We start from the raw sequence: 20,101 nt of genomic DNA on the forward strand, positions 1-20,101 counted from the left end.
GACATAAGTGTTAAACTGTCTCACGCTTGCGGTGGCTGCTATGACCTGGAGACAGCTTCGCCCCGGGATCGATGTACACCTTCGCGTTGTTGACGGCAGTAGGCGCTTCCCCGAAGCCGACCGCAATAAGCTTGAGCTTGCCCGGATACGTCGTTATATCACCTGCTGCGAAGATGCCGGGAATACTGGTCTGCATACGTGTATCAACAACGATAGAGCCCCCTTCAATTGACAGCCCCCATTCGGCGATTGGCCCCAACGAGGAAACAAATCCGTAATTTACGATAACGGCATCAACCTCATATCTGCTCTCCTCGCCTGACTTGGTATCCTTCAACGTTACAGCCTCTATACTTTCAGCCCCGTGCAGCCCAGTCAGCTCCACCGGCGTCACAATTCGAACGGTGGATCGCTGCAAGGTCTCCACACTATGCTCGTGCGCGCGGAACTTGTCCCTGCGATGAATCAGCGTGACGGAAGCCGCAACAGGCTCCAGCATAAGCGCCCAATCCACTGCCGAATCGCCGCCGCCGCTGATCAGCACACGTTTTCCCTTGAATTGTGCGTGGTCGCCTACAAAATAATGTAAATTTATCCCCTCATATCTGGCAGCTTCAGGGAGCTCCAGACGTCTTGGCTCAAATGCGCCTACGCCGCCCGTAATAATAACGGCCTTGGCATAATGGACCGCCTTGTCCGTCTTGACACGGAACAGCCGCTCTTCGAGCTTGGACACGGACAATACCTTCTCCTCTAATGCAATTCCCGTCTCGAATTCATCGAGCTGCTCGATGAGCCGGTCCACTAGCTCCCCGGCTGTTACTTTAGGAAATCCGGCTACATCATATATATATTTCTCAGGGTAGAGCGCCGCTAATTGGCCGCCAAGCTGCGGCATGCTTTCAATCAGCTTCACAGAGGCCTGACGCATGCCGCCGTAGAACGCTGCGAACAGGCCGGCAGGCCCTCCTCCGATAATGATAAGATCCACTGTTTCAATTGTCGATTCAGACGTGCTGGACACCATGAATTGCCTCCGATTTCACAAAATTGGGTTTTCGCATATCCTTACATCACAAGATAAAGCTGGCCTTCGGCAACTTCTACCGGGTAGCCTCTCAGCTTCACATCTTGGTCTACCAGATGCCTGCCCGTCGTGAGATCAAACTCCCAGCCGTGCCATGGGCATCTCAATATCTCTTGCTCCCTCCCGTATTTATACTCATAGACAAGAGATGGAAGCCTCGTACCGCACACGACACCTTCGCATACCGGCGCCGCACCGTGCGGACACATATTGCGCCATGCATAATACCGGTCTCCTACAGAGAATATGCCTACCTCCACGCCCTTAACCGTCGTTATAATGCGGCCCTCGCTCTTCAAGTCTTCAACTTTGCAGACGGGGTAGCGGGCTGTCGGACTACTCATGGACGAACTCCCCCTTCGGAGGACTCAGTCGCCAAGGGGCTGGAGTCGGGGACGTCTTGCAGGCCGTACAGCTCCATGGCATTGTCCGCCAGTATTCGAGATCGCAGGTCCTTGCGGATTGGCGCTAGCGCCATACGCGGATTATCGAAGTCCCAGTGCGGATAATCGGACGAAAACATGACAGTTCGGCCGGCATCGACCATATCCAGAATTTGATTCAGATGCTCGCTGTTTCGCGGCTCCTCGATCGGCTGAGTCGTCAGCCGAATATGCTCCAGAATATATTCCGAAGGAAGACGCTTCAGCCATGGCACCTGATCGCGCAGCCCCTTGTAGTTTTTGTCCATTCGCCACATCAGATGAGGCAGCCAGGCAATTCCGCCTTCAATTGCAACCACCTTCAGCTTGGGGAACTTCTCAAACACGCCTTCGCACACAAGCGAGTTGACGTGAGCCATATAGTTGATCGGCAGTATATTGTGCCACTCGAAATACGATGTAGGGTAACCGGAAGGGGTCGGCGGGCCCGAGATGCCACGACCTTCCGTCCCCGGATGGAAGGCAACCGGCAAGCCGTTGCGTTCAGCAGCTTCATAGATGGGATGGAAGAACCGCTGCCCGTACAGCATTCTTGAAGCGCTGCACATAATGACCTGCACCATATCCTTATGCTTCGCCATTCGATCAATTTCCTTCGCTGCCGCTTGCGGATCGGAATGATTGATAAGGATGGAGCCCTTGTACACTGGACTTGCCTTCATCCAGGTTTCAATCAACCAATCATTGTAAGCGCTTGCTAGAACGTTGGCATAATCCGGATTCGGATTAACAGATATCCCAAGAATACCCGACCCCGTTAATATTCCGTAGTCAATGCCGTATTTCTCGAAGTGATGCTTGAGCATGTAATGGGGATCACTGCCCGGCATACCGCCGTCATCGGTCTTCGCATCCTTTCGCAGAACGCTGATCGGCGACACCCAGCCTCCGCCGTAAGCCGGACCGGCTGACAGCCAGTATGAATGCCAGGCTCGGGGCAGATAGGGGAGCAGGTCCTTAGGTTGGGCTATAGCATTATGCACATCCGCATCGATAATACGTGGTTTGGCCATTGTTCTCGTCTCCTCTTCTTCCTTTAGGGTTAGGGTTTGCTTAGCTCTACTCTACAACGCGGCCACCCAACAGGTACATGAAGAAAAGGGATAAGAATCTGGACAATTGTCAGATCGAATTTCTATAATCTCTAGGGGACATTCCTGTCTCTCTATGAAATAGTCTGGAGAAATAGAAGGAATCCTCAAAGCCGCATTGCTCTGAAACTTCCTTGACGGGCACAGTCGTGTCCCGAAGCAGCTGCTTGGCATGGTCAAGTCGAATCTTATTCAAATACTGAATGGGACTAAGACCGGTATGAGTCTTGAACAAGGAGGAGAAATAGCCGGGTGATACGGCCGCGGCCTCAGCTAATTCCGTGCGTGACAACGGCTGCGCGAAATCCGCCTTCATACGCTCAATGGATCGCCGTACCGCCTGCTTGCCGCTTGAGTCTAACTCGCGATTGCAGCGGAGCGACTGCAACAGACGAAGTGTCTGCAGAAATTGCAGCTTCACGTGCCAATCATAACCGCTGTCCTTGGCCGACCACAGCTCGTATGCCTTGCGAAATTCCGCTTCAACCTCCAGCATCATGGATCCCGCGTGCACGAGCTCTAGCGGCAAGGGGCCACTGCTCTCTGCGTCCGACAACGAGCCTTGCTCCCAATTAACCATTCGATAGCGGAACAGATAGGAATAAAAGGCTAGCGGCGCTTCGCGGCTCGAATACACCTTCATAGCATAACCTGGACATATCTGGAACAGCACGCCCGGAGCTAGATGTATGCTCGCTCCCGCGTATTCCAACCGCCCCTCCCCGCCGTATACATATCCCAACGAATGAAGAGCCGTCCTGTCTCTTACAATCTGATAATCCGTGGACTCCCAAAGCGGCAGGCTTCGATTCGTCACTTCGCTAATACGCGGTATAAATTTATTAAAAAACGCATAATCCATGGCGCTCCCACCGTTTCGTCGCTTTTCAAATAATCGTAACATAGCGCCCATACTGAGCGCACACAAACAAATAATTCTGCCATTCAACAACGCTGCCTTCGAACGTTCTGGTCAATATTTTAAGACCGATCTCGTTCCGATCAGCCTATATCCCGATTTCACGCTTGATTTAAACCACATATTCCTGAGCGAATGAGCAATATACAACAGCAAACAGGCATTCCATGAAAACACGGAATGCCTGGTTTGTCTGTTCATTATTCCTCTATTCGATAGTTAGGCTTTGCACGATTGAAGTCAGGATTTACTCCGCTGATCATTAACCCCATGCCCCAATCAAAGTGAACATTCTTCGTCGGCGTGTCTGCAGCGTCACGGTACTGGAACAGGACATTCCTTCTCGTTCTTGAACTGCGGTTCACATCGGAGCCGTGGATGGTCAAATAATTAAAGAACAAGACGTCTCCCGCTTGGGCAGGGCATGGCTTACCTGACGAAATGGGATGCTCCTTATGATTCAGATAATGCTGACCCACATGAGGAATCGGTCCTTGCTTCTGAGAGCCTGGCACCACACACAGGCAGCCGTTCTCCGTATCCGCATCATCCAGATGGACGCTTGCGGCCAGCATGGAATGATTCAAGTGCGGGAAATAAGGATAATCCTGGTGCATGGGGAACGCTGCCCCGTTGGATGGCGGCTTCACGAGCATCTTGGAATGATGGAGCTGCACATTCGGCCCGATGATGCTGTTTAATACCTTCACCATGTTAGGATGCGTGGCCGCTTTTGTGAACGACGCATCATGATAGTGAACATCGTGGAAGCCCTTAAGCACAAGCTTCTTCAGCTGTTCTGGTTCCAGAAATTCGCCTTGCCAGGCATGATTGGCGTCAGCCTTCGCACGCGCTGCCCGCTGGATGATTCCTTCGACCGCTGCCCTCATCTCTTCCACTTCCTGCAGGGAGAATACACCCTTCACTAACAAGTATCCATTTTCTTTGTAAAATTGTACATCGGTCTGATTCATTTGGATGACAGCTCCTTCTATAATTCTAGGATGAAATCTCCTTTCATTATAGATATACTATCCATAAAACGTATTTGCATTGGAAAGACGTCTTTTTGCAAAATTACGCCAAAGAGGGTTAAAATAATGATTCAATGGCAAAAAAGCGAAGTACGGCTCAATCGACAAGCGATAAGCCTTCGAGGTAATCTTCTCGGATTTATCGTCCATTATTGGGGCGCGGTCCATCATCTGGCTGCTAACCCTATTCACAAGCATTCCTTCTTCGAAATCTGTTATGTAAAGGGCGGAACAGGCATCTATACAGAAGGAGAAAGAATATATCAGCTGAGTGAAGGCGTGTTGTTCTGCTCTAAACCTGGCGTCATGCATCAAATCAAGGATGTGAACGAGCTCGAGCTGCTATACGTAGCATTCGAGCCTGACGAGAAGGCATCGGATGCTATTGCGCTAGCTTCCTATGTGGAATCCCTGACCTTTGGAGCCGTCTGTCTGGAGCAGCTGTCAGAATCACCCCTCGCCCGTTTGTGGGAATCCCTTCTGATATCGAACCCAGCTGTCGGCATGCTATCTGACGAAGTGCTTCCTTCAATCGCGCATGCGCTTATCGCTTCATTTCCAGCAACCCTAGGTACAGAACGCGAACCGATGCGCGAAACTAATTGGTCAGGCGAATCGTTGCTTGTTCAGCGCGCCAAGCGCTATATCCGCGATAATCTTTCTGGCAACCTCTCTCTGCCGGATATTGCTCGCTACTTGAACGTGTCAGAGCGTCATCTATCTCGATTATTTAACGAGAACATCAAGGAGTCCTATACGGCTATCGTTCGGAACGAACGTATTCGCGCTGCGGAGGAGCTTTTAATTCGGACCCATACGCCGATTAAGGAAATCGCCCAGCTGGTGGGGTTCGCATCCGTGCATTATTTCACACGAAGCTTCGCGCAAGTGAAAGGCATGCCGCCGGCTACCTATCGGGATGCTGCTCGGATTTAAGTTGGAACAGAAACCCTATTTTGGCTACATTCTTGCGTTTCAAATCTACTATTTCATTAACTCCATGTTTCTCTAACTCGAACAACAGTCAAGCTCCACCCTTCTTTAACAGGGCTGTGCCAAAATCGACATCGAAGGCCTTGCACCAGATGACGACCACGGAATGGCTGCCCAAGTCCAGGTCTGCCGGCAGCTCATAGTTTTGATTGCCCAAGTTGCCCTTCAGCTTGTCAAGCTTGATGCCATCCGATGTTTCCATGCCTTCTTGCTTCAGATATACATATAAGTCTGGACCGTTGGTCACATGCAGCCCCTCGAACCGCAAGTAACGCTTTCCGTCATTGCCCAAAACAACGAAAACTTGGCCGGATGCTTGATGCCGCTCATCTCCATCCACGAAAGCTCCTGACCACTCCTCGCTAGCAGACTCCGATGTGCTGCTCTCATCCTGATTAGCAGCGGTCTTATCGGGTTTGTCCGGCAATTGGGTGGCCGACGCATCAGGCTTAAGCTCTCCCTCCACTTGTCGTTCCACAACCGTTGGACTGGGGGCAGGCGGCAATGCCTCATCCACTTGCTGACTCAGGAACAGCGGGGACGCAAGCCACCAACCGCCCGCGAGAACCGCGCCAGCAACCGCCAGCCCACCTAATGCGGCAACCATTTTTTTGTTCATCATCGGCCTCCGTGTTTCGTATTTCTATCCCCTTTACCTTACTTCAAAACAGTTACCAGTCGCTAACGAATCTATTACGAAAGTATAAACTGAGATGCGACCAGCAATCGGAGCGAACGCTCAGCGCTCACCGCCTTCTCCACTTCGTACGTTACTTTTGTAGCTGGTCAAACGCGGATCTCCATTCATGACCTTTCCTTCCTTGCGCAATATTTTGGCACGAGCCTGCCGCTTGGAACGCGCACATATCATTCGTGAGCACGAGACGTAACGTATCAGAAGAGGTTAGTTTGAACGGCGATGGCAATTGAGGGCAATATCAGTGTGCAGCAAGTGGATTATGATCTGATGCGCTTCGAAGCCGCCTGATTGCGGATGGGCAAGTGTTGTAAACCAACGGGGAACTCCTTTTAATGAGCAAAAACCTCTCCTGATGGTGAGTGGTCGAATATACCACATATCTACCGGGAGAGGTTTCTTTTTTTACTTTTCTAATTCATCCGCTCGTTTCAAATAATCGGCGAAGACGTCTGCAAACGCTTCGGCCGTATTCAAATTCTCCTGAAGCGTATTGTTGACGCCTCCGAACTCCAGCAGCAGACTGCCGCCGGAAATCGACTGGTTGTATTCGCCGTTTCCTTGGCTCGAAGCTTTGAGGAGAACACCTCTCGATATACCGGGATACTTTTTATTCAGCTCCGCGCTCAAAGCGTCCGCGAATTTCTTGTTTTCCTTGTAGTTCGGATTTGCCATGCCGATCACGAACATGACGCGGGCATAAGTTTTTTTGCCGATCGTTACCGCCGTTGTGCTTCGAGGCAAATCAGCATCCCGATGGATATCCAGAAAATAAGACAAGGAAGCATGCGAATTGATTGCGTTCGTTATCGCTTTGCGGGATTCCGCATAGGAGTGCGAATAGTTTAGCTTTTGCTCTGTCAGTCTTGCAGCGATGTCGGCATTCTCTGCGATGGACGGAATGCCCTTCTGCTTCAGAACTCCCGCCATATGTTCGCCGACCAAAGAAATATTGATTTCTTTGTCGTCATAAGCGCCGTTCGCAGTATTTCTCGCCACGTTTTTCCACGACTCGCGATTGTGGGTATGGTAAATATAGACCTTGCTATCGCTATCCGGCACCTCATCCGTTTGCACCACCCACTTGGCGACATACGCTTGCTTGCCATTCGTTAGAACGACGCGATACCATTCCCCTTCCGTTCCATCGATTGAGAAGGTATCTCCGCTTTTTGCTTTAGCGACGACATCGAATTCCATGCCGGGCCCGCTCCGCAAGTTAGTGACGCCTAGTATGTGAACCGCCTTTGCTTTCGGAGCGACATCGGTCGGCTGTTCGCCTCCGCCAGCCTGATTTTCGGCGTCCGTTTCCACGACCCAGTTGGCAACGTATGCCTGCCCGCCCGCCGGAAGCGCGACCCGATACCAGTCGCCGTCGGTGCCGTTGATCGCAAAGCTGTCTCCGGCTTGCGCTTTAGCCACAACCTTGTAATCCATCCCAGGCCCGCTGCGCAGATTGGTTACGGCAACGATATGTACAATCTTCGCTTGATTTATGCTTTGACCTTCGGCGAGCGAAGGACTAGCTTTGCCCGATGAAGCAAATGCGGCATCTCCCGCTCCTGACAATAGTAGAATGGCGGCCGTACCGCCCAATAAGGCACTTCGCAGCTTCAAAGAACAATCTCCCCCATTTTTCGCAAAAGATACTCTGCAAAATTCGACGGAAAACGAGGGAAATCCTGCTAATCTAGCTTTTCCATTCATACCTTTTTCGGATTAAATTTAAAATAGAAAGCCCCACGTATTTGATGAATGAACTCACGGCAAATAAAGTTGAATTTGGTTCGCAGGGGTTAAGATCGATAAAGCGGATATACAAAAAATAAAGAACCTTGCTACCTACACAAGGTTCTTTATTTTCTGTATCACATTGTCGTCTTCGCCCCTCACCGCCATGCACTCCATCCCGAGGATGTCGATCCCGTGATTTCATTTCCCTCTTGGTCCGTGCCGATGGGTCAAATTTTAGATTCATAAAGCGTCCGTTCTTACAATAAACGAATACTCTATCGATTGATTTTCCCAATTACATATAAATGTAAATCCCCGTAACCCAGTTCATAATTCCGACTGTTTGAACTTAGATGTGCCGCCTCATTCGGAGCTAAGGTCAATGACCCCCACTTAACTAACGTTTGAAGTGGGGGCTTGTAACGACCCGATCGTACGAACGTCTTGCGACTCCGATCTTTTGGCGTTCCGAAGAACGTGGTGTTACATCCTCTAGTAAGCCTTCGCCTACCGATGGGCAGACTGACAGCTGCCCTGCAAGCCTAGTCATGCTAAGCCTGCACCTTCAAGAAGGTACTCTCTTCCCTTCAGACAGAGATTCATGGCGCCGATCCGGTCGTCATTGCTTGTATATCTGCATGCCTGGCAACGAAAGCGATGCCTGCGTTTATCCCGGTTTTCTTTCACCGTGTGGCGGCATAGGGGACACGCCTGCGAGGTGTGCTTCGGATCCACGGCTATCGCCATCGATCCTGCAAGCTTCGCCTTATACGTCACCATCTGACGCAGCTGATAGAAAGCCCACGATACCGTCACATACCGATACTTCAGCTTTGCCTTTTCCGCCCTGCGGCGGATCCCTGTCAAATCCTCCAGCACAAACAGCGTATTCGCCCCATAACGGGTAACGAGTGCCTTACTGACCTGATGGTTCACATCGGTCATCCAGCGGTTTTCTCGTTCTCCGATTTGCTTCAGCCTGCGGCGGGACGAAGCCGTTTGTTTGCGTTGCAGCTCGGAACGCAATCGTTGGTAGTTTGCTCGTTTGTGTTTCAGTCCCCTTCCCCGAAAAAACAGCGTTCTCCCCTCGGTGTCATACACCGTAGCTACAAAGTTGATGCCCAGATCAATCCCTGCAACGTGTTCAATCTCCTTAAGCTCAGGAGAGGCCATTTCCTTAGACACTGGAATATGCAAAAACCACTTCTGTTTTTTGCATACCAGCTTGGCTGTACCGAATGTCCATGTGCCGTCGTAATAAGTCTCCATTCCTTTGGCTTCGAAGGGGATCTTCATGCGGCCTTGCAGCGTATTGACGGAGAATAGCTTTGCGCTTAGCGAGTAATCCCGTCTCCAGACGAGATCGTATTCCGGCTTCTTAAATTGTACGCGTGTCCAAGCATGTCCGCTGCTCAAGATGGTCTTGTATTTAGCCCGTACCGTTTTCAATACCGACTGCGCCATTTGAGAGCGCAGGCCCATCGTGCTGCGCAGGGTTCGATACGTCATTCGGTGCAGGGCAGACTGCCGGCGCTCGCTCGTCTCAAACACAAGGGCAGAGACAAAATTACAGCCTTGACGATAAGCGATCATCGTTTGTTGCAGGGCCATCATTTGACTGTCTGACGGTTTGATTTTGATTTTCGCCGTCACGGTAACGATCATATGTTCGCCTCCTCGCTATGCTAATTTTAGCATAGTAGGGAGAACAAGAACACACCAAATATCATTCCGGCTAATGCCGGACGCCCATTCCTCCCCCGCTTATAGAAGACGGGAGTATCCTGGGCGATATTGATGAATATTCCTAATTTATCATCAAATTGAAAGAAAACCTCTCGAGCAGACAACTCATTGTACTTCCGAGTTCCGTCTTCATTTAATATTTCATCAACTAAAGTCTGTGACACTGGGGCAGCTTTGTTCAATATCAGTTGTATCTCTTCGCCAAGCTGTAGGTAAGGAATTTCACTTTGATTGTTCGTCAGACTATCGAAAGTATCGGGCCTATGATCAGGATTATCAATGGCATTTACCAATCTTGAAACATAGGGAATTTCAATATCTCCCGAGTGAATGGTGATGATTTCAACACCAGTTGACTCTTTGGTATTAACGGAGCGGTAATGTTCCACCTTCGGAGGGACCTAAATTACTTCTTAAAGCTTTGCAGCACTTGACGTACTTCATCTGTTGACTTCGTTTGCATGAGCTCATTTTTCAACTCATCTGCCTTGTCAAATCCATTTATATATATCTTGAAAAAACGAAGTAAATGAACAAATGGTCTCGGTTCCAGTTCTGTTGCAAATGTATCATACAAATCAATATGGTAGTTTAATAACTCTATTTTTTCGTCTCTGCTATGCTCTCTAGGTGTTTTCTCAAATGCAAATGGATTTTTAAATACACCCCTACCGATCATAATTCCATCAATTCCATATTGTTCTGCCAGCATTAAGCCTGTTTTTCGATCCGCTATATCTCCATTAATCGTTAATAAGGTATGGGGTGCAATCTGATCACGAAGCTGTTTAATTTCAGGAATAAGCTCCCAATGCGCAGCCACCTTACTCATTTCTTTTTTGGTTCGCAGATGAATAGACAGATTGGCAATATCTTGTCGCAATAGATGTGATAACCACTCACGCCACTCCTCGACATGTGTATAGCCAAGTCTAGTTTTTACGCTTACCGGCAATCCACCTGCTTTAGTAGCTTGTATAATATCTGCTGCCAGATTAGGTTGTAGGATGAGTCCGCTACCCTTAGCTTTAGCTGCGACGTTATGAGCAGGACAGCCCATATTAATATCAATGCCTTTAAAGGCAAGCTTAGCTAATCCAATGCTCATTTCCCTAAAATAATCAGGGTTGTTTCCCCAAATATGCGCAACCATAGGCTGTTCATCTTCTGTAAAATATAATCTCCCGCGTTCACTATATATAGCATCTGGATTACAGTAACCTTCAGTACTTGTAAACTCAGTGAAAAAAACATCAGGTCTACCCGCTTTACTCACAACATGACGAAACACAACATTCGTTACATCTTCCATAGGAGCAAGCACAAAAAACGGTTTAGGTAATTCCTTCCAAAAATTATCGATCAACTTAAATTCCATTCCTCTCATCCGCATACGATAACCGCTAAATTGAACACCATTATATCATATTTTCATCATGCTACAGCTTTCGTCAGATCAAGGATGATACAATAACATCAACGTATATTTTTTCAGTTATCGTCTAAGCTTGAACTAAATGAGGACGGTCGAAATGCAAATGATTGAACAACGCTTCGATTTAAGCACTACGAAAAAATGATGGACAAAGTTAATGAGCAATCGTTTTTACAGGCTGAATGCACTGGGATTGTTCTTATGCCTGAGCAGTATTATTTGAAAGGCAGTCTAACAAACATCCAGTTATACTTTGGTTTAAGAAGGGTTGGTGATTAATGTGGCAACTCCTCAATAAAACGAAGGATTAACTTACGCTGACTATCTCGCAATGGGTGACGATGTTCGTTACGAAGTCATTGATGGTCCAAGGGATCATTCATGTTGAAAATCCTGATCGTTCATTCGAACAATATCGCCATTGCTGTATTCTTTTACAATTGCACCTTCCCTGTTTTTATAAACGATGTAGGTGTCATATGCTTTGGTGTCTAATTTTACACGGTCATATATTCGAATTATACCATGGTAGCAAACAGGCATGCAGACTGAAAAAGCCGGCATCGCCGGCTTCCCATCAGTAGCTATATTCTCACTTCTTCGCCTTATAAAACTCATGATACAACTTCATAAGAGCCCTTTTCTCTATCCTTGAAACATAGCTCCGGCTAATACCCAGCTCCTTCGCAATCTCCCGCTGCGTACGCTCATCCCCGCCATGTACCAGCCCGAAGCGCCCAATCACAACTTCCTTCTCGCGGTCATCCAATATGTCCAAATTCTTATAAATCTTGCTCTTCTCGATCTTGAGCTGCACTTTATCCGCTACGTCGTCGGACTCCGTTCCGAGGATATCAATGAGCGTGATCTCGTTCCCCTCTTTGTCCGTGCCGATGGGATCGTGCAGGGATACGTCCTTGCGCGTCTTCTTCAAGCTGCGAAGATGCATAAGTATTTCGTTTTCAATACAACGGGCAGCGAAGGTGGCGAGCTTCGTTCCTTTGCCCGTCTGGAAGCTTTCAATCGCTTTGATCAAGCCGATGGTGCCGATCGAGATCAAATCCTCAAGATCCTCACCCGTGTTATCGAATTTTTTCACTATGTGGGCGACCAAGCGAAGATTATGTTCGATAAGCAGATTTCGCGAGTGTGCGTTACCCTCCGCCATCAGTGCAAGATGCTTGGCCTCCTCGTCTTCCTTCAGCGGCTGAGGAAAAGCGTTATTTTTCACATACGACACGAGCAGCGTCAACTGCTTAATGAACAAAGCGACAGCCGTAAAAAATCCCATGCTCCGTACCCCCCATGCTGTATTGGCAGGACAACCGGCTCATGCCGAGCCTTCGTCCTTGCCCGCAAGAACGTCAGTTGTACATTGTATGTGGGCACGGGCCTATCTGTGCATGGCCCATTGATGAATTAAGCTCATGGGCAAAAATCATATGAATCAACTCTTCTATGTTCTCACATTAATCCCAAGCTATTTCGGCATGAAGATACGCCAATTCATCATGGAATCCCCAGCCGATCCCACTCGTATCCGAGACGATCTTCGCCAATCGATCCTTATACTCCTCATACAGCACGCCTTCCTCATCGTCATTCACGTGGTCGATAATATCGGAATATACAGACACCATGCTGTTATAGAACCGCTCATCGATATCACCGTAATCCACGGTGAAGGATACGCCCAGCTCCACGTAGATGAGCTTCAGCTGGAACACATGCTTCATGCTGCCGGTCAGCTTTTCGAACTCCGAGATGGCTTTTTTCGCCTCTTGAAGACGAAGCTTCGGTTCGCCGCGATCGGGATAAAATTGGTTCTCTATCTTTTTCCGATATTCCTGGAAAAGCGCCTCTGCGGCCGGTTCGCCAAGAATGCGTACGGACAAATATTTTTCCATTTCTTTACTGACTTCAAAGCAGTCCTTGACAAGCATGATAAGCTGCTCGTGGCTTAGCTGCTTCAGATGCTTGTTCAATGTGGTTTTGGTCAGCTTCACGGTCTTGGGGGCAGTTCCTTCCGTCGACTTCTTGCCTCGCGATACGGCGCTCAGCTTCTTGGGGATAAGCTTGTCCTTCATTTGCTGCAGCAGGATATTGGAATCCACCACGGCGTATTTCTCCGGATCGAATGCTTCCCCAACCAACTCCAGCATTTGCTCGCGTTCCGGATGATCGGGTGTACCGAGCACCTCCAACAACTCCTCGTAGCCCCAGATGCCGCCTACATCCTCCGGAGGACAAGCCCGCTCGCCGCCAAGACAGACTGGCGTGTAGTCAGCGGCTTCGTTCTCGATGCTTAGCAGTGTTACCGTATGCTCCCAGCTGTCTCCAAAGTCATATAGGTAAGTGCTCTGTGATTGTTGAATCGTCTACGGTGTCTGATTTGCATACAACGCGGCAGCCGTCTCGCGATACCAGCCAAGCTCCGCTTTTCGACTCAGAAAGTAGCGGCTGTCCATGAGAATCGGTATAACCTCCGCCCCCTTGTACATCGCTTTTGGTCCGATCTTCTCCACTCGGAAATGATATTGGAATCGAATGAGCCGATACAATAAGGGATCCAGCAAGGCTACAGCGTAAAGCTGGTCTCGCGATTCCGCATATTCGAATAGGCTGAACATGAGCAAATCCAGGAGATTGGAGGAACGAAAGCCCCGCGAGATGGCAAATTTATCAATGATAAATACTTGCCCCGGATAACGCCCAAGCCTCTCAATAGCATCTTGATGCAGAAAGTCGCTCCACTCGGCTAATGCCTGGTCATGGAAAGGTACAAATTGGACCGTACCCGCAGCCTTGCCCTCTGTATAAAAGAGAAAGCAATCCCCATCAACATGCTCGTGCTCAAAGCCTTTTTCATCCCAAACCTGCATCCAGATATGGTCGAACACTATTTTTTGTTTGTCATTGGCAACTTGAATAATCAAAAGATCACTCCCGAATTGTTCTTATTTTCGCACATTTCATCATAATTTGTTCTTAATAAAGAATTATAGCGCTTACTCTCGGAAATTGTCAAAATATAAAATGGAGCAAATGTGAAGCTGGCGTTTCGCTTTACAGTACATTTAACCCCGCCGAATCTGCCGCTTACAATTGAGGTTTACTCTTGTAGGGAGCGAACACGCTCAACATATGGCGAGGGTACGAGAACAAGAGAAAACCCTTTTATGAATCGGAAGCTGCGATTGCCTCACTAGCGCAGAGGCTTGCCGATGCATAAAAGGGTTATTTGGCGTTTATCCGCGGCCCTGCCGAATCCAAATCGAGAGGATGGAGTACATGATGTATCGAGCTTCAAAGCTGCTGCCCGTCTTGCTGTGCGCCGCGCTGTTATGGGGTTTGATTCCGGTCCATGCGGCTGCAGAGGAGAGCTTGTCCATTGAAGGCCAAGGCACCCGTGAAACCCAGGAAGCCATATCGGAATCTGCGGATGAGGATGAGCCTGGTACACCGGAGCAGGGAACGGAAGAATCCCCGGATTTGCCGAACGAGGAGTTGGAGTCAGGAGACCTGCCGCACGAAGAGCCTCTAGCCGAGGGGACGAATGCGGCTGTGCTGGAGCGTCCTTCCCTTGTTGTACCCAAGACGGCAGGCGCGCCTGTGATTGACGGCAAGCTCGATGATACGAATTGGAGCATCAATGAGCAGGTGGCACGAGCCCTAACTCCCACCCAAGGCGAGCCCCTCCCGGCTCAGGCGGCATTCGGCGTGTTGTGGGATCATCAATATTTGTACATAGGCATTCGCGCTTACGACTCCACCCCGCTGCAGGATATGCCCGGCTATTGGTTCCAGCAGGACTCCATAAGCCTGTTTATCGACCCAACCCTGCATCGCTCCGCGCCGTTCGCAAGCGCAGACCTGCAGGCTGGCTTTGTGTATCGCGACGGGTCTGCGACACCGGCATTCAGCTTTGGCGCGGCGCTGTCCAGCCATGCGGGCAAGGACGACAAAGGCATCATGCGGGCAATTCGCAAAACCGATGACGGATGGGAGCTGGAGACTGCTATCTCCTGGGAGCTGCTCCAATTCGACCCGCAGCTGTCCAGAGAGCTGGGGCTCGAGGTCAGCGTTACCGACCGTTACGGCAGCGATCCCTCCGAGCTTCGCAGCTCCTATTGGAGCGCTTATCAATCCCAGTCCTTCTGGAATGACACAAGCGGCTACGGCACCTTGATGCTGAGCGAGGAGGACATTGTACAAGGTCCCAGCGATCCCGTGCTGCTCGAAGAAAGCTTTGACAATATCCCGGATGGCGCTCTTCCCGAAGGCTGGATATCCGATACAAACGCGGGCAGCCCTCCCTTTGCCGTCAGCGGCGGCCGATTGGCGTTCAACGGCAGCGCCTCCGGCAAGCAGTCGCGCGTAACAGCTCCCGTGTTATGGGACAATTATGTCGTAGAGGCGGATATCCAATTCCATAGTGTACTGAATGCCGCAAGATGGGCGTCGATCATCTTCAGAGGAGCCGCTGAGGGCAAGCAGCCCTATAACCAGATGGCGATCCGGCAGAACGGCACCTATGAGGTCGCTTACCGCAAGCCGGACAACAGCTGGTCCGTCATGGCTTCGGGTCCGTGGCAGGCTCTTGCGCTGAACGAGGGCTATTCCATGAAGGTTCGCGTGTTCGACAACAATGTGAAGGAATATATCAAGCCAGACAACGAAACGGATTTTACGCTGCTGATGGACAGAAGCTTCGACAGCGGCTTGCTGCAGCGCGGCAAGATCGGCTTCCAGGGTGATCAAAGCCATGTATCCTTCGACAATCTGAAGGTAACCCGGCTGACTGTGGACAGCATGACGCTGAACCTGCCAGAGAAGCTGGAGGCGCTCAGCGGCCCGCTCACGCTCCAAGCTTCTGCCACCTTCTCCGACGGCTTAACCGAGAATGTGCCAGCCTCGCGGATGAAGCTGTATTCCTCCGACGAGAATATCCTCCGAATCGTGAACGGCCAGCTGTATCCCGTTCAAGCGGGCAGCGCCGTGCTGACAGCTATCTATGGTAACGCCGAAGTGCGTGAGACCATTATCGTCCATGCATCCGAGACTGGCGCAAAGGTAGTATCCCTCTCTCACGACCAAGGGTACACCCTGGCAACTGTAGGCTCGCCCATTCAGCTAAGAGACCTGACATTCGCAGCTTCGTTCAGCGATTTCTCAAGCGGTACGGTGCAGGGCGATGAGATAGCCTGGAGTCCGTCGGGCGACGCGGTGGCCCTTCAAGGGGACAGCCTGATTGCGCTTGAGCGGGGCGTCCATGGGATCAGCGGCCAAATCGACGGCGTGACCCTCACCCTCTTGGTGGCAGCCAAGTCAGCAGGCGAAACCGACTATGTTCTCTATGAGAACAGCTTCGACGAGCTGGCGGATGGCGCCATGCCAGCGGGTTGGACACGCCTGGAAGGCACGACGCCTTCCAGAGCCGCCGTGCGGGACGGCGCTTTCGAGCTGCAAGCCTCCGCTGCGCCGGACAATCCATCCCGGGTTATGCTCCCTGACTATTTGAGCCTGTTCGGCGATTATAGAATTGAAGCGGATGTTACGCACTTGGCTGCCAACGAGCCAACGCGCTGGCATTCCATTATGTACCGGATACAGAACAGCAATTATCCCTATTATCAAATGGCTGTGCGACAGGACGCCAAGGCGGCTAACGGCGTGGAGTTTGCTGAGCGCAATCCATCGAACGGCTGGTCGATTATAGACAAAGGTCCCTTCCAGGAGAGGATCGACGCCGGCAAGATGTACCGCTACACCGTCATTGCAAGAGGCAATCGCGTGCAGCAGCGAGTGAACGATACCGTTATTATTGATACCGATTCAGCAGGAGGCTACTTAAAGGGAGGAATTGGCTTGCAAGCGAACGGAAGCCGCATGAAGGTCGACAACATTCGGGTGACGCTCCAGCAGGAGGCACTGCCGCCTCTGCCGTCGGACCGGTTCGCGGATGTATATGAGCCCGATACCAAAATTGCAATGGGGCCTACTGTCGTCATGGAAATTAGCGACGTGGAGGGACTGGAGTCGCTCCATGCACCTGAGACGCCGGCTACCGTCATCATGCACATCAATGATCAGCTTGGGATTACGACGCCTTCGGGAACGCCTATAGCAGAAGCGGCCGAAGTGCTGGAGCAGCTGGAGGGACGTATCATGCCCGCCTTCTACGTGAAATCCGAGGAAGCGGCCGATGAAGCTGCCATCTATGCGAAGCAGAAGGGGCTGGAGGACGCGTTTATCGTATCCGCTGACGGAGCGCTTATCCAGCGCGCCAGAGCCATTATGCCGATGCTGCGAGGCATTCTGGATTTCAGCCAAAGGTCCCTTACCCATGACGATCTGCTCGATATTCGCCGGGAAACGACGATCAGCGGGTCCAAAATCGCTATTTTACCGGAAGCCAGCGCCTCCAGGGATCAAGTTGCTTATTTGCAGCAGCGCACCATTGTGGTATGGACCAAAGAGGAGATCAGCCGAGCGGAATCCGCCCTGTCGAAGCATCGCTTAATCGCCACAGGCACGAATGGGCTTGTAACGGGCTCGCCGGAGACGGCGTTCGAGGCGCTTGGCGTCTACAATAATGAAGTGACGTTAATAAGGAAGCCTTATATTATCGGCCATCGGGGCATGCCTTCGAAATCTCCCGAGAATACGATCGAGAGCAACCTGCTTGCTTACGAGAATGGTGCCGATTTTATCGAAAATGATATGTTCCTCACGGTCGACGACCATCTCGTTATCATTCACGATTCCGTCCTGCAGAATACGACCAACGGCAGCGGTAGCGTCGAGAGCTTCACACTGGAGCAAATTAAGGAGCTGAACGCCAACAAGCCTTACCCGAACGGCTTCCCTCTTGTCCGTGTTCCGACGCTGGAGGAGCAGATCGAGCTTGCCCGCGAGAAGGGCATCATGCTGTACGCGGAGATCAAGACGGGTAACCCGAAGGCCGTTGACGCGCTTGTCCGCATCATTCGCGAGCAGAACGCCGAGGACCTCATCAATGTGATGAGCTTCAGCTCCTCCCAGCTCAGCCTGTTCGCCCAGCAGATGCCGGGCATGCCTGTAGGTCTGTTAGTGGGCAGCGGCTCGGAGACGGACGTGAATGTAGGCAAGGCGCTGCGCAGCACCCTGCGTACCACGCAGACGCTGAATGCGACTTACAACGCCGGCTTCATTGGCATGGGACAGCAATATATGGAAGCCTCCAAGCATAGAGGCATCGTTATTTCGCCTTGGACGATTAATGGCCTTGCGGATTATACGTCATTTTTCCTGCGGGGCGTGTTCGGCATTACAACGGATTACGCGTATTATTCCGCCGACTGGCATGTGGCGCTGGAAGCGGAGCAGGAGAGCTACACTATGAAGCCGGGCGACAAGCTGACGCTGAAAGCGATCGCCGAAGCCTATAACCGGACGACCAACGAAGTTACGCCCCAGCTCGTCTGGCTGAGCGGCGCAGAGCTGTTCACAGCGGAAGGCCAGGAGCTGACAGCCATGACGCCGGGAACAGCGCATGTGATGCTTCGCCATACGACTCGGCTTGGAGACAATCAAGCTTACGATCTTTACACAGCCCCAATCGCGATTGAAATCAAAGCGGCCGATGTGCCCCTTCCTCCAGGCGGCATTGGCTCCTATGAGCCCGAAGCGGACAATGGCTGCTCTGAGCCGCAAGCAGGCAGCGCTGTTATCCATGCTGCTGCCGACTCCGATTGCTCCCGCCTGCTTCGTGAAGCTTTTTCGACAAAGGAGCAGGTTGAGGTAGCTTTCCAAGGCGAGCTGCTGGAATTGGAGGCTGATGCATGGCCAGAGCATGCGCGCACCGAAGCTGGTTTGCTTATCCTCTCTAATGAGCTGGCGACATACCGCTTCCCTGCTGCTCTGTGGAATCCGGACGAATGGGAGAGGCTTACGGGACGCCAGGTTGATGAGCTGGCGATCCGGTTCATCATCAGGGAGCCGAATGAGGAGCTCCATCGCAGCGCCATGGAAGCCCTGTCCCAATCGGGAGGGTCGCTGGCCAGCGGCATTGTGGAGTTTGAGGTGGAATTGACGGATGGGGAAGGCGGGATCTGGCCGATCCCATTCGGCCGTCATTACGCCGAGCGGGATATGAAGGTTCATTCCACGAACACAGAAGCGTCTCGCTTAACGGTGCTTCAGTATATGCCGGACACGGGAAGCCTGCACTTTGTGCCCGCTGCATTCACGATGGATCCCTCCGGCTCTGGCATGAACGCCAGGCTTAAACGCAACGGCAACAGCATGTACTTAGTAGCGGCCTATGATCGCTCCTTTCAGGACATGGCCCACCATTGGGCGCGCGAGCATGTTCATCTCGCCGCAAGCAAAGGACTTCTGCAGGGCAAATCCGACTCCGCATTTGCGCCGCAGGACGCCGTTACTCGCGCCGAGTTCGCCGCGATGCTTGTACGAGCACTGGGACTAACGCCAATTGGGACAAGCGAGAGCTTTAACGACGTGCCGGGCGACGCCTGGTATGCGATGGAGGTGACAACGGCGAAGCTGGCCGGCCTTATTGTCGGCTATGAGGATCACAGCTTCAGGCCGGATGCCTACATTCGCCGGGAAGAGGCCGTCGCGATGCTGATGCGCGCACTTGCCTATGCGGGCACCGAGCTGGATAAGGCCGCGCTTCAGCCCAATGAGCTGGAGAAGCGCTTCCTGGACGCCAAGGACTTCGTATGGGCGCACGAGGAAGCCTCGGCTGCACTGGCAATTGGCCTACTGGACGGAACCGACGACGGTTATCTGCTGCCGCAACGAGACATGACCCGGGCGGAGGCGGCAACGCTGCTGCTTCGTTTCCTCAAGCTCGCCAAATTTATATAAGCAGAAAATAGTTAATAGGTATTAGCCTTGCAAGCCAACAAGGGCTGT

At 51.3% G+C, this 20,101-nt stretch carries 15 protein-coding genes; 2 read left to right on the plus strand and 13 right to left on the minus strand.

The features are described from left to right. Nucleotides 1–10: 10 nt before the first annotated feature. From AB1S56_RS16060 to AB1S56_RS16080, 5 genes are all read right to left on the minus strand, one after another. Entirely contained in the window at nucleotides 11–1,027 is a 1,017-nt protein-coding gene (locus tag AB1S56_RS16060) for an NAD(P)/FAD-dependent oxidoreductase (RefSeq protein ID WP_340872190.1), read from the minus strand. Nucleotides 1,028–1,068: 41 nt separating this feature from the next. Next, nucleotides 1,069–1,431, minus strand: coding sequence for a Rieske 2Fe-2S domain-containing protein (locus tag AB1S56_RS16065; protein ID WP_340872189.1), 363 nt, complete (start codon nucleotides 1,429–1,431; stop codon nucleotides 1,069–1,071). After that, entirely contained in the window at nucleotides 1,428–2,543 is a 1,116-nt protein-coding gene (locus AB1S56_RS16070) for an amidohydrolase family protein (RefSeq protein ID WP_340872188.1), read from the minus strand. The genes AB1S56_RS16065 and AB1S56_RS16070 overlap by 4 nt, the downstream gene beginning before the upstream one ends. Nucleotides 2,544–2,652: 109 nt before the next feature. Then, on the minus strand, nucleotides 2,653–3,483 hold the full coding sequence (locus AB1S56_RS16075) for an AraC family transcriptional regulator (RefSeq protein WP_340872187.1): 831 nt from the start codon (nucleotides 3,481–3,483) through the stop codon (nucleotides 2,653–2,655). Between the two features lie 257 nt (nucleotides 3,484–3,740). Further along, a complete protein-coding gene (locus tag AB1S56_RS16080; protein WP_340872184.1) occupies nucleotides 3,741–4,514 on the minus strand; it encodes a phytanoyl-CoA dioxygenase family protein in 774 nt (257 codons plus the stop codon). 126 nt (nucleotides 4,515–4,640) lie between these two features. Between AB1S56_RS16080 and AB1S56_RS16085 the strand changes: the two genes are divergently transcribed. After that, a complete protein-coding gene (locus tag AB1S56_RS16085) occupies nucleotides 4,641–5,510 on the plus strand; it encodes an AraC family transcriptional regulator (RefSeq protein WP_340872181.1) in 870 nt (289 codons plus the stop codon). Nucleotides 5,511–5,598: 88 nt separating this feature from the next. Here AB1S56_RS16085 and AB1S56_RS16090 read toward each other — a convergent pair whose 3' ends face one another. From AB1S56_RS16090 to AB1S56_RS16125, 8 genes are all read right to left on the minus strand, one after another. Continuing rightward, the gene (locus tag AB1S56_RS16090) at nucleotides 5,599–6,189 is read right to left on the minus strand and encodes a DM13 domain-containing protein (protein ID WP_340872178.1); all 591 of its coding nucleotides are present in this window, start codon (nucleotides 6,187–6,189) and stop codon (nucleotides 5,599–5,601) included. A gap of 480 nt (nucleotides 6,190–6,669) precedes the next feature. Continuing rightward, complete coding sequence (gene spoIIP / locus AB1S56_RS16095) at nucleotides 6,670–7,881, minus strand: stage II sporulation protein P (protein ID WP_340872176.1); 1,212 nt, start codon at nucleotides 7,879–7,881, stop codon at nucleotides 6,670–6,672. 663 nt (nucleotides 7,882–8,544) lie between these two features. Beyond that, entirely contained in the window at nucleotides 8,545–9,663 is a 1,119-nt protein-coding gene (locus AB1S56_RS16100) for an RNA-guided endonuclease InsQ/TnpB family protein (RefSeq protein WP_367903370.1), read from the minus strand. A 26-nt stretch (nucleotides 9,664–9,689) separates the two neighbouring features. Next, nucleotides 9,690–10,133, minus strand: coding sequence for a hypothetical protein (locus AB1S56_RS16105; RefSeq protein ID WP_340869582.1), 444 nt, complete (start codon nucleotides 10,131–10,133; stop codon nucleotides 9,690–9,692). A 17-nt stretch (nucleotides 10,134–10,150) separates the two neighbouring features. Next, nucleotides 10,151–11,131 (minus strand): tRNA-dihydrouridine synthase, encoded by a 981-nt coding sequence (locus AB1S56_RS16110; protein ID WP_340869581.1) that lies wholly within the window; start codon nucleotides 11,129–11,131, stop codon nucleotides 10,151–10,153. Nucleotides 11,132–11,771: 640 nt separating this feature from the next. Further along, a complete protein-coding gene (gene sigK / locus AB1S56_RS16115) occupies nucleotides 11,772–12,470 on the minus strand; it encodes an RNA polymerase sporulation sigma factor SigK (protein ID WP_257449546.1) in 699 nt (232 codons plus the stop codon). 178 nt (nucleotides 12,471–12,648) lie between these two features. Beyond that, the gene (locus tag AB1S56_RS16120) at nucleotides 12,649–13,554 is read right to left on the minus strand and encodes a DUF6155 family protein (protein WP_340869593.1); all 906 of its coding nucleotides are present in this window, start codon (nucleotides 13,552–13,554) and stop codon (nucleotides 12,649–12,651) included. Between the two features lie 3 nt (nucleotides 13,555–13,557). Continuing rightward, complete coding sequence (locus tag AB1S56_RS16125) at nucleotides 13,558–14,115, minus strand: hypothetical protein (RefSeq protein WP_340869578.1); 558 nt, start codon at nucleotides 14,113–14,115, stop codon at nucleotides 13,558–13,560. 355 nt (nucleotides 14,116–14,470) lie between these two features. Between AB1S56_RS16125 and AB1S56_RS16130 the strand changes: the two genes are divergently transcribed. Beyond that, nucleotides 14,471–20,053, plus strand: a complete 5,583-nt coding sequence (locus AB1S56_RS16130; RefSeq protein WP_340869576.1) for a glycerophosphodiester phosphodiesterase family protein — start codon at nucleotides 14,471–14,473, stop codon at nucleotides 20,051–20,053. Nucleotides 20,054–20,101: the final 48 nt, after the last annotated feature.

Origin of the sequence: Paenibacillus sp. PL2-23 (assembly GCF_040834005.1) — a bacterium.
GTDB lineage: Bacteria > Bacillota > Bacilli > Paenibacillales > Paenibacillaceae > Pristimantibacillus.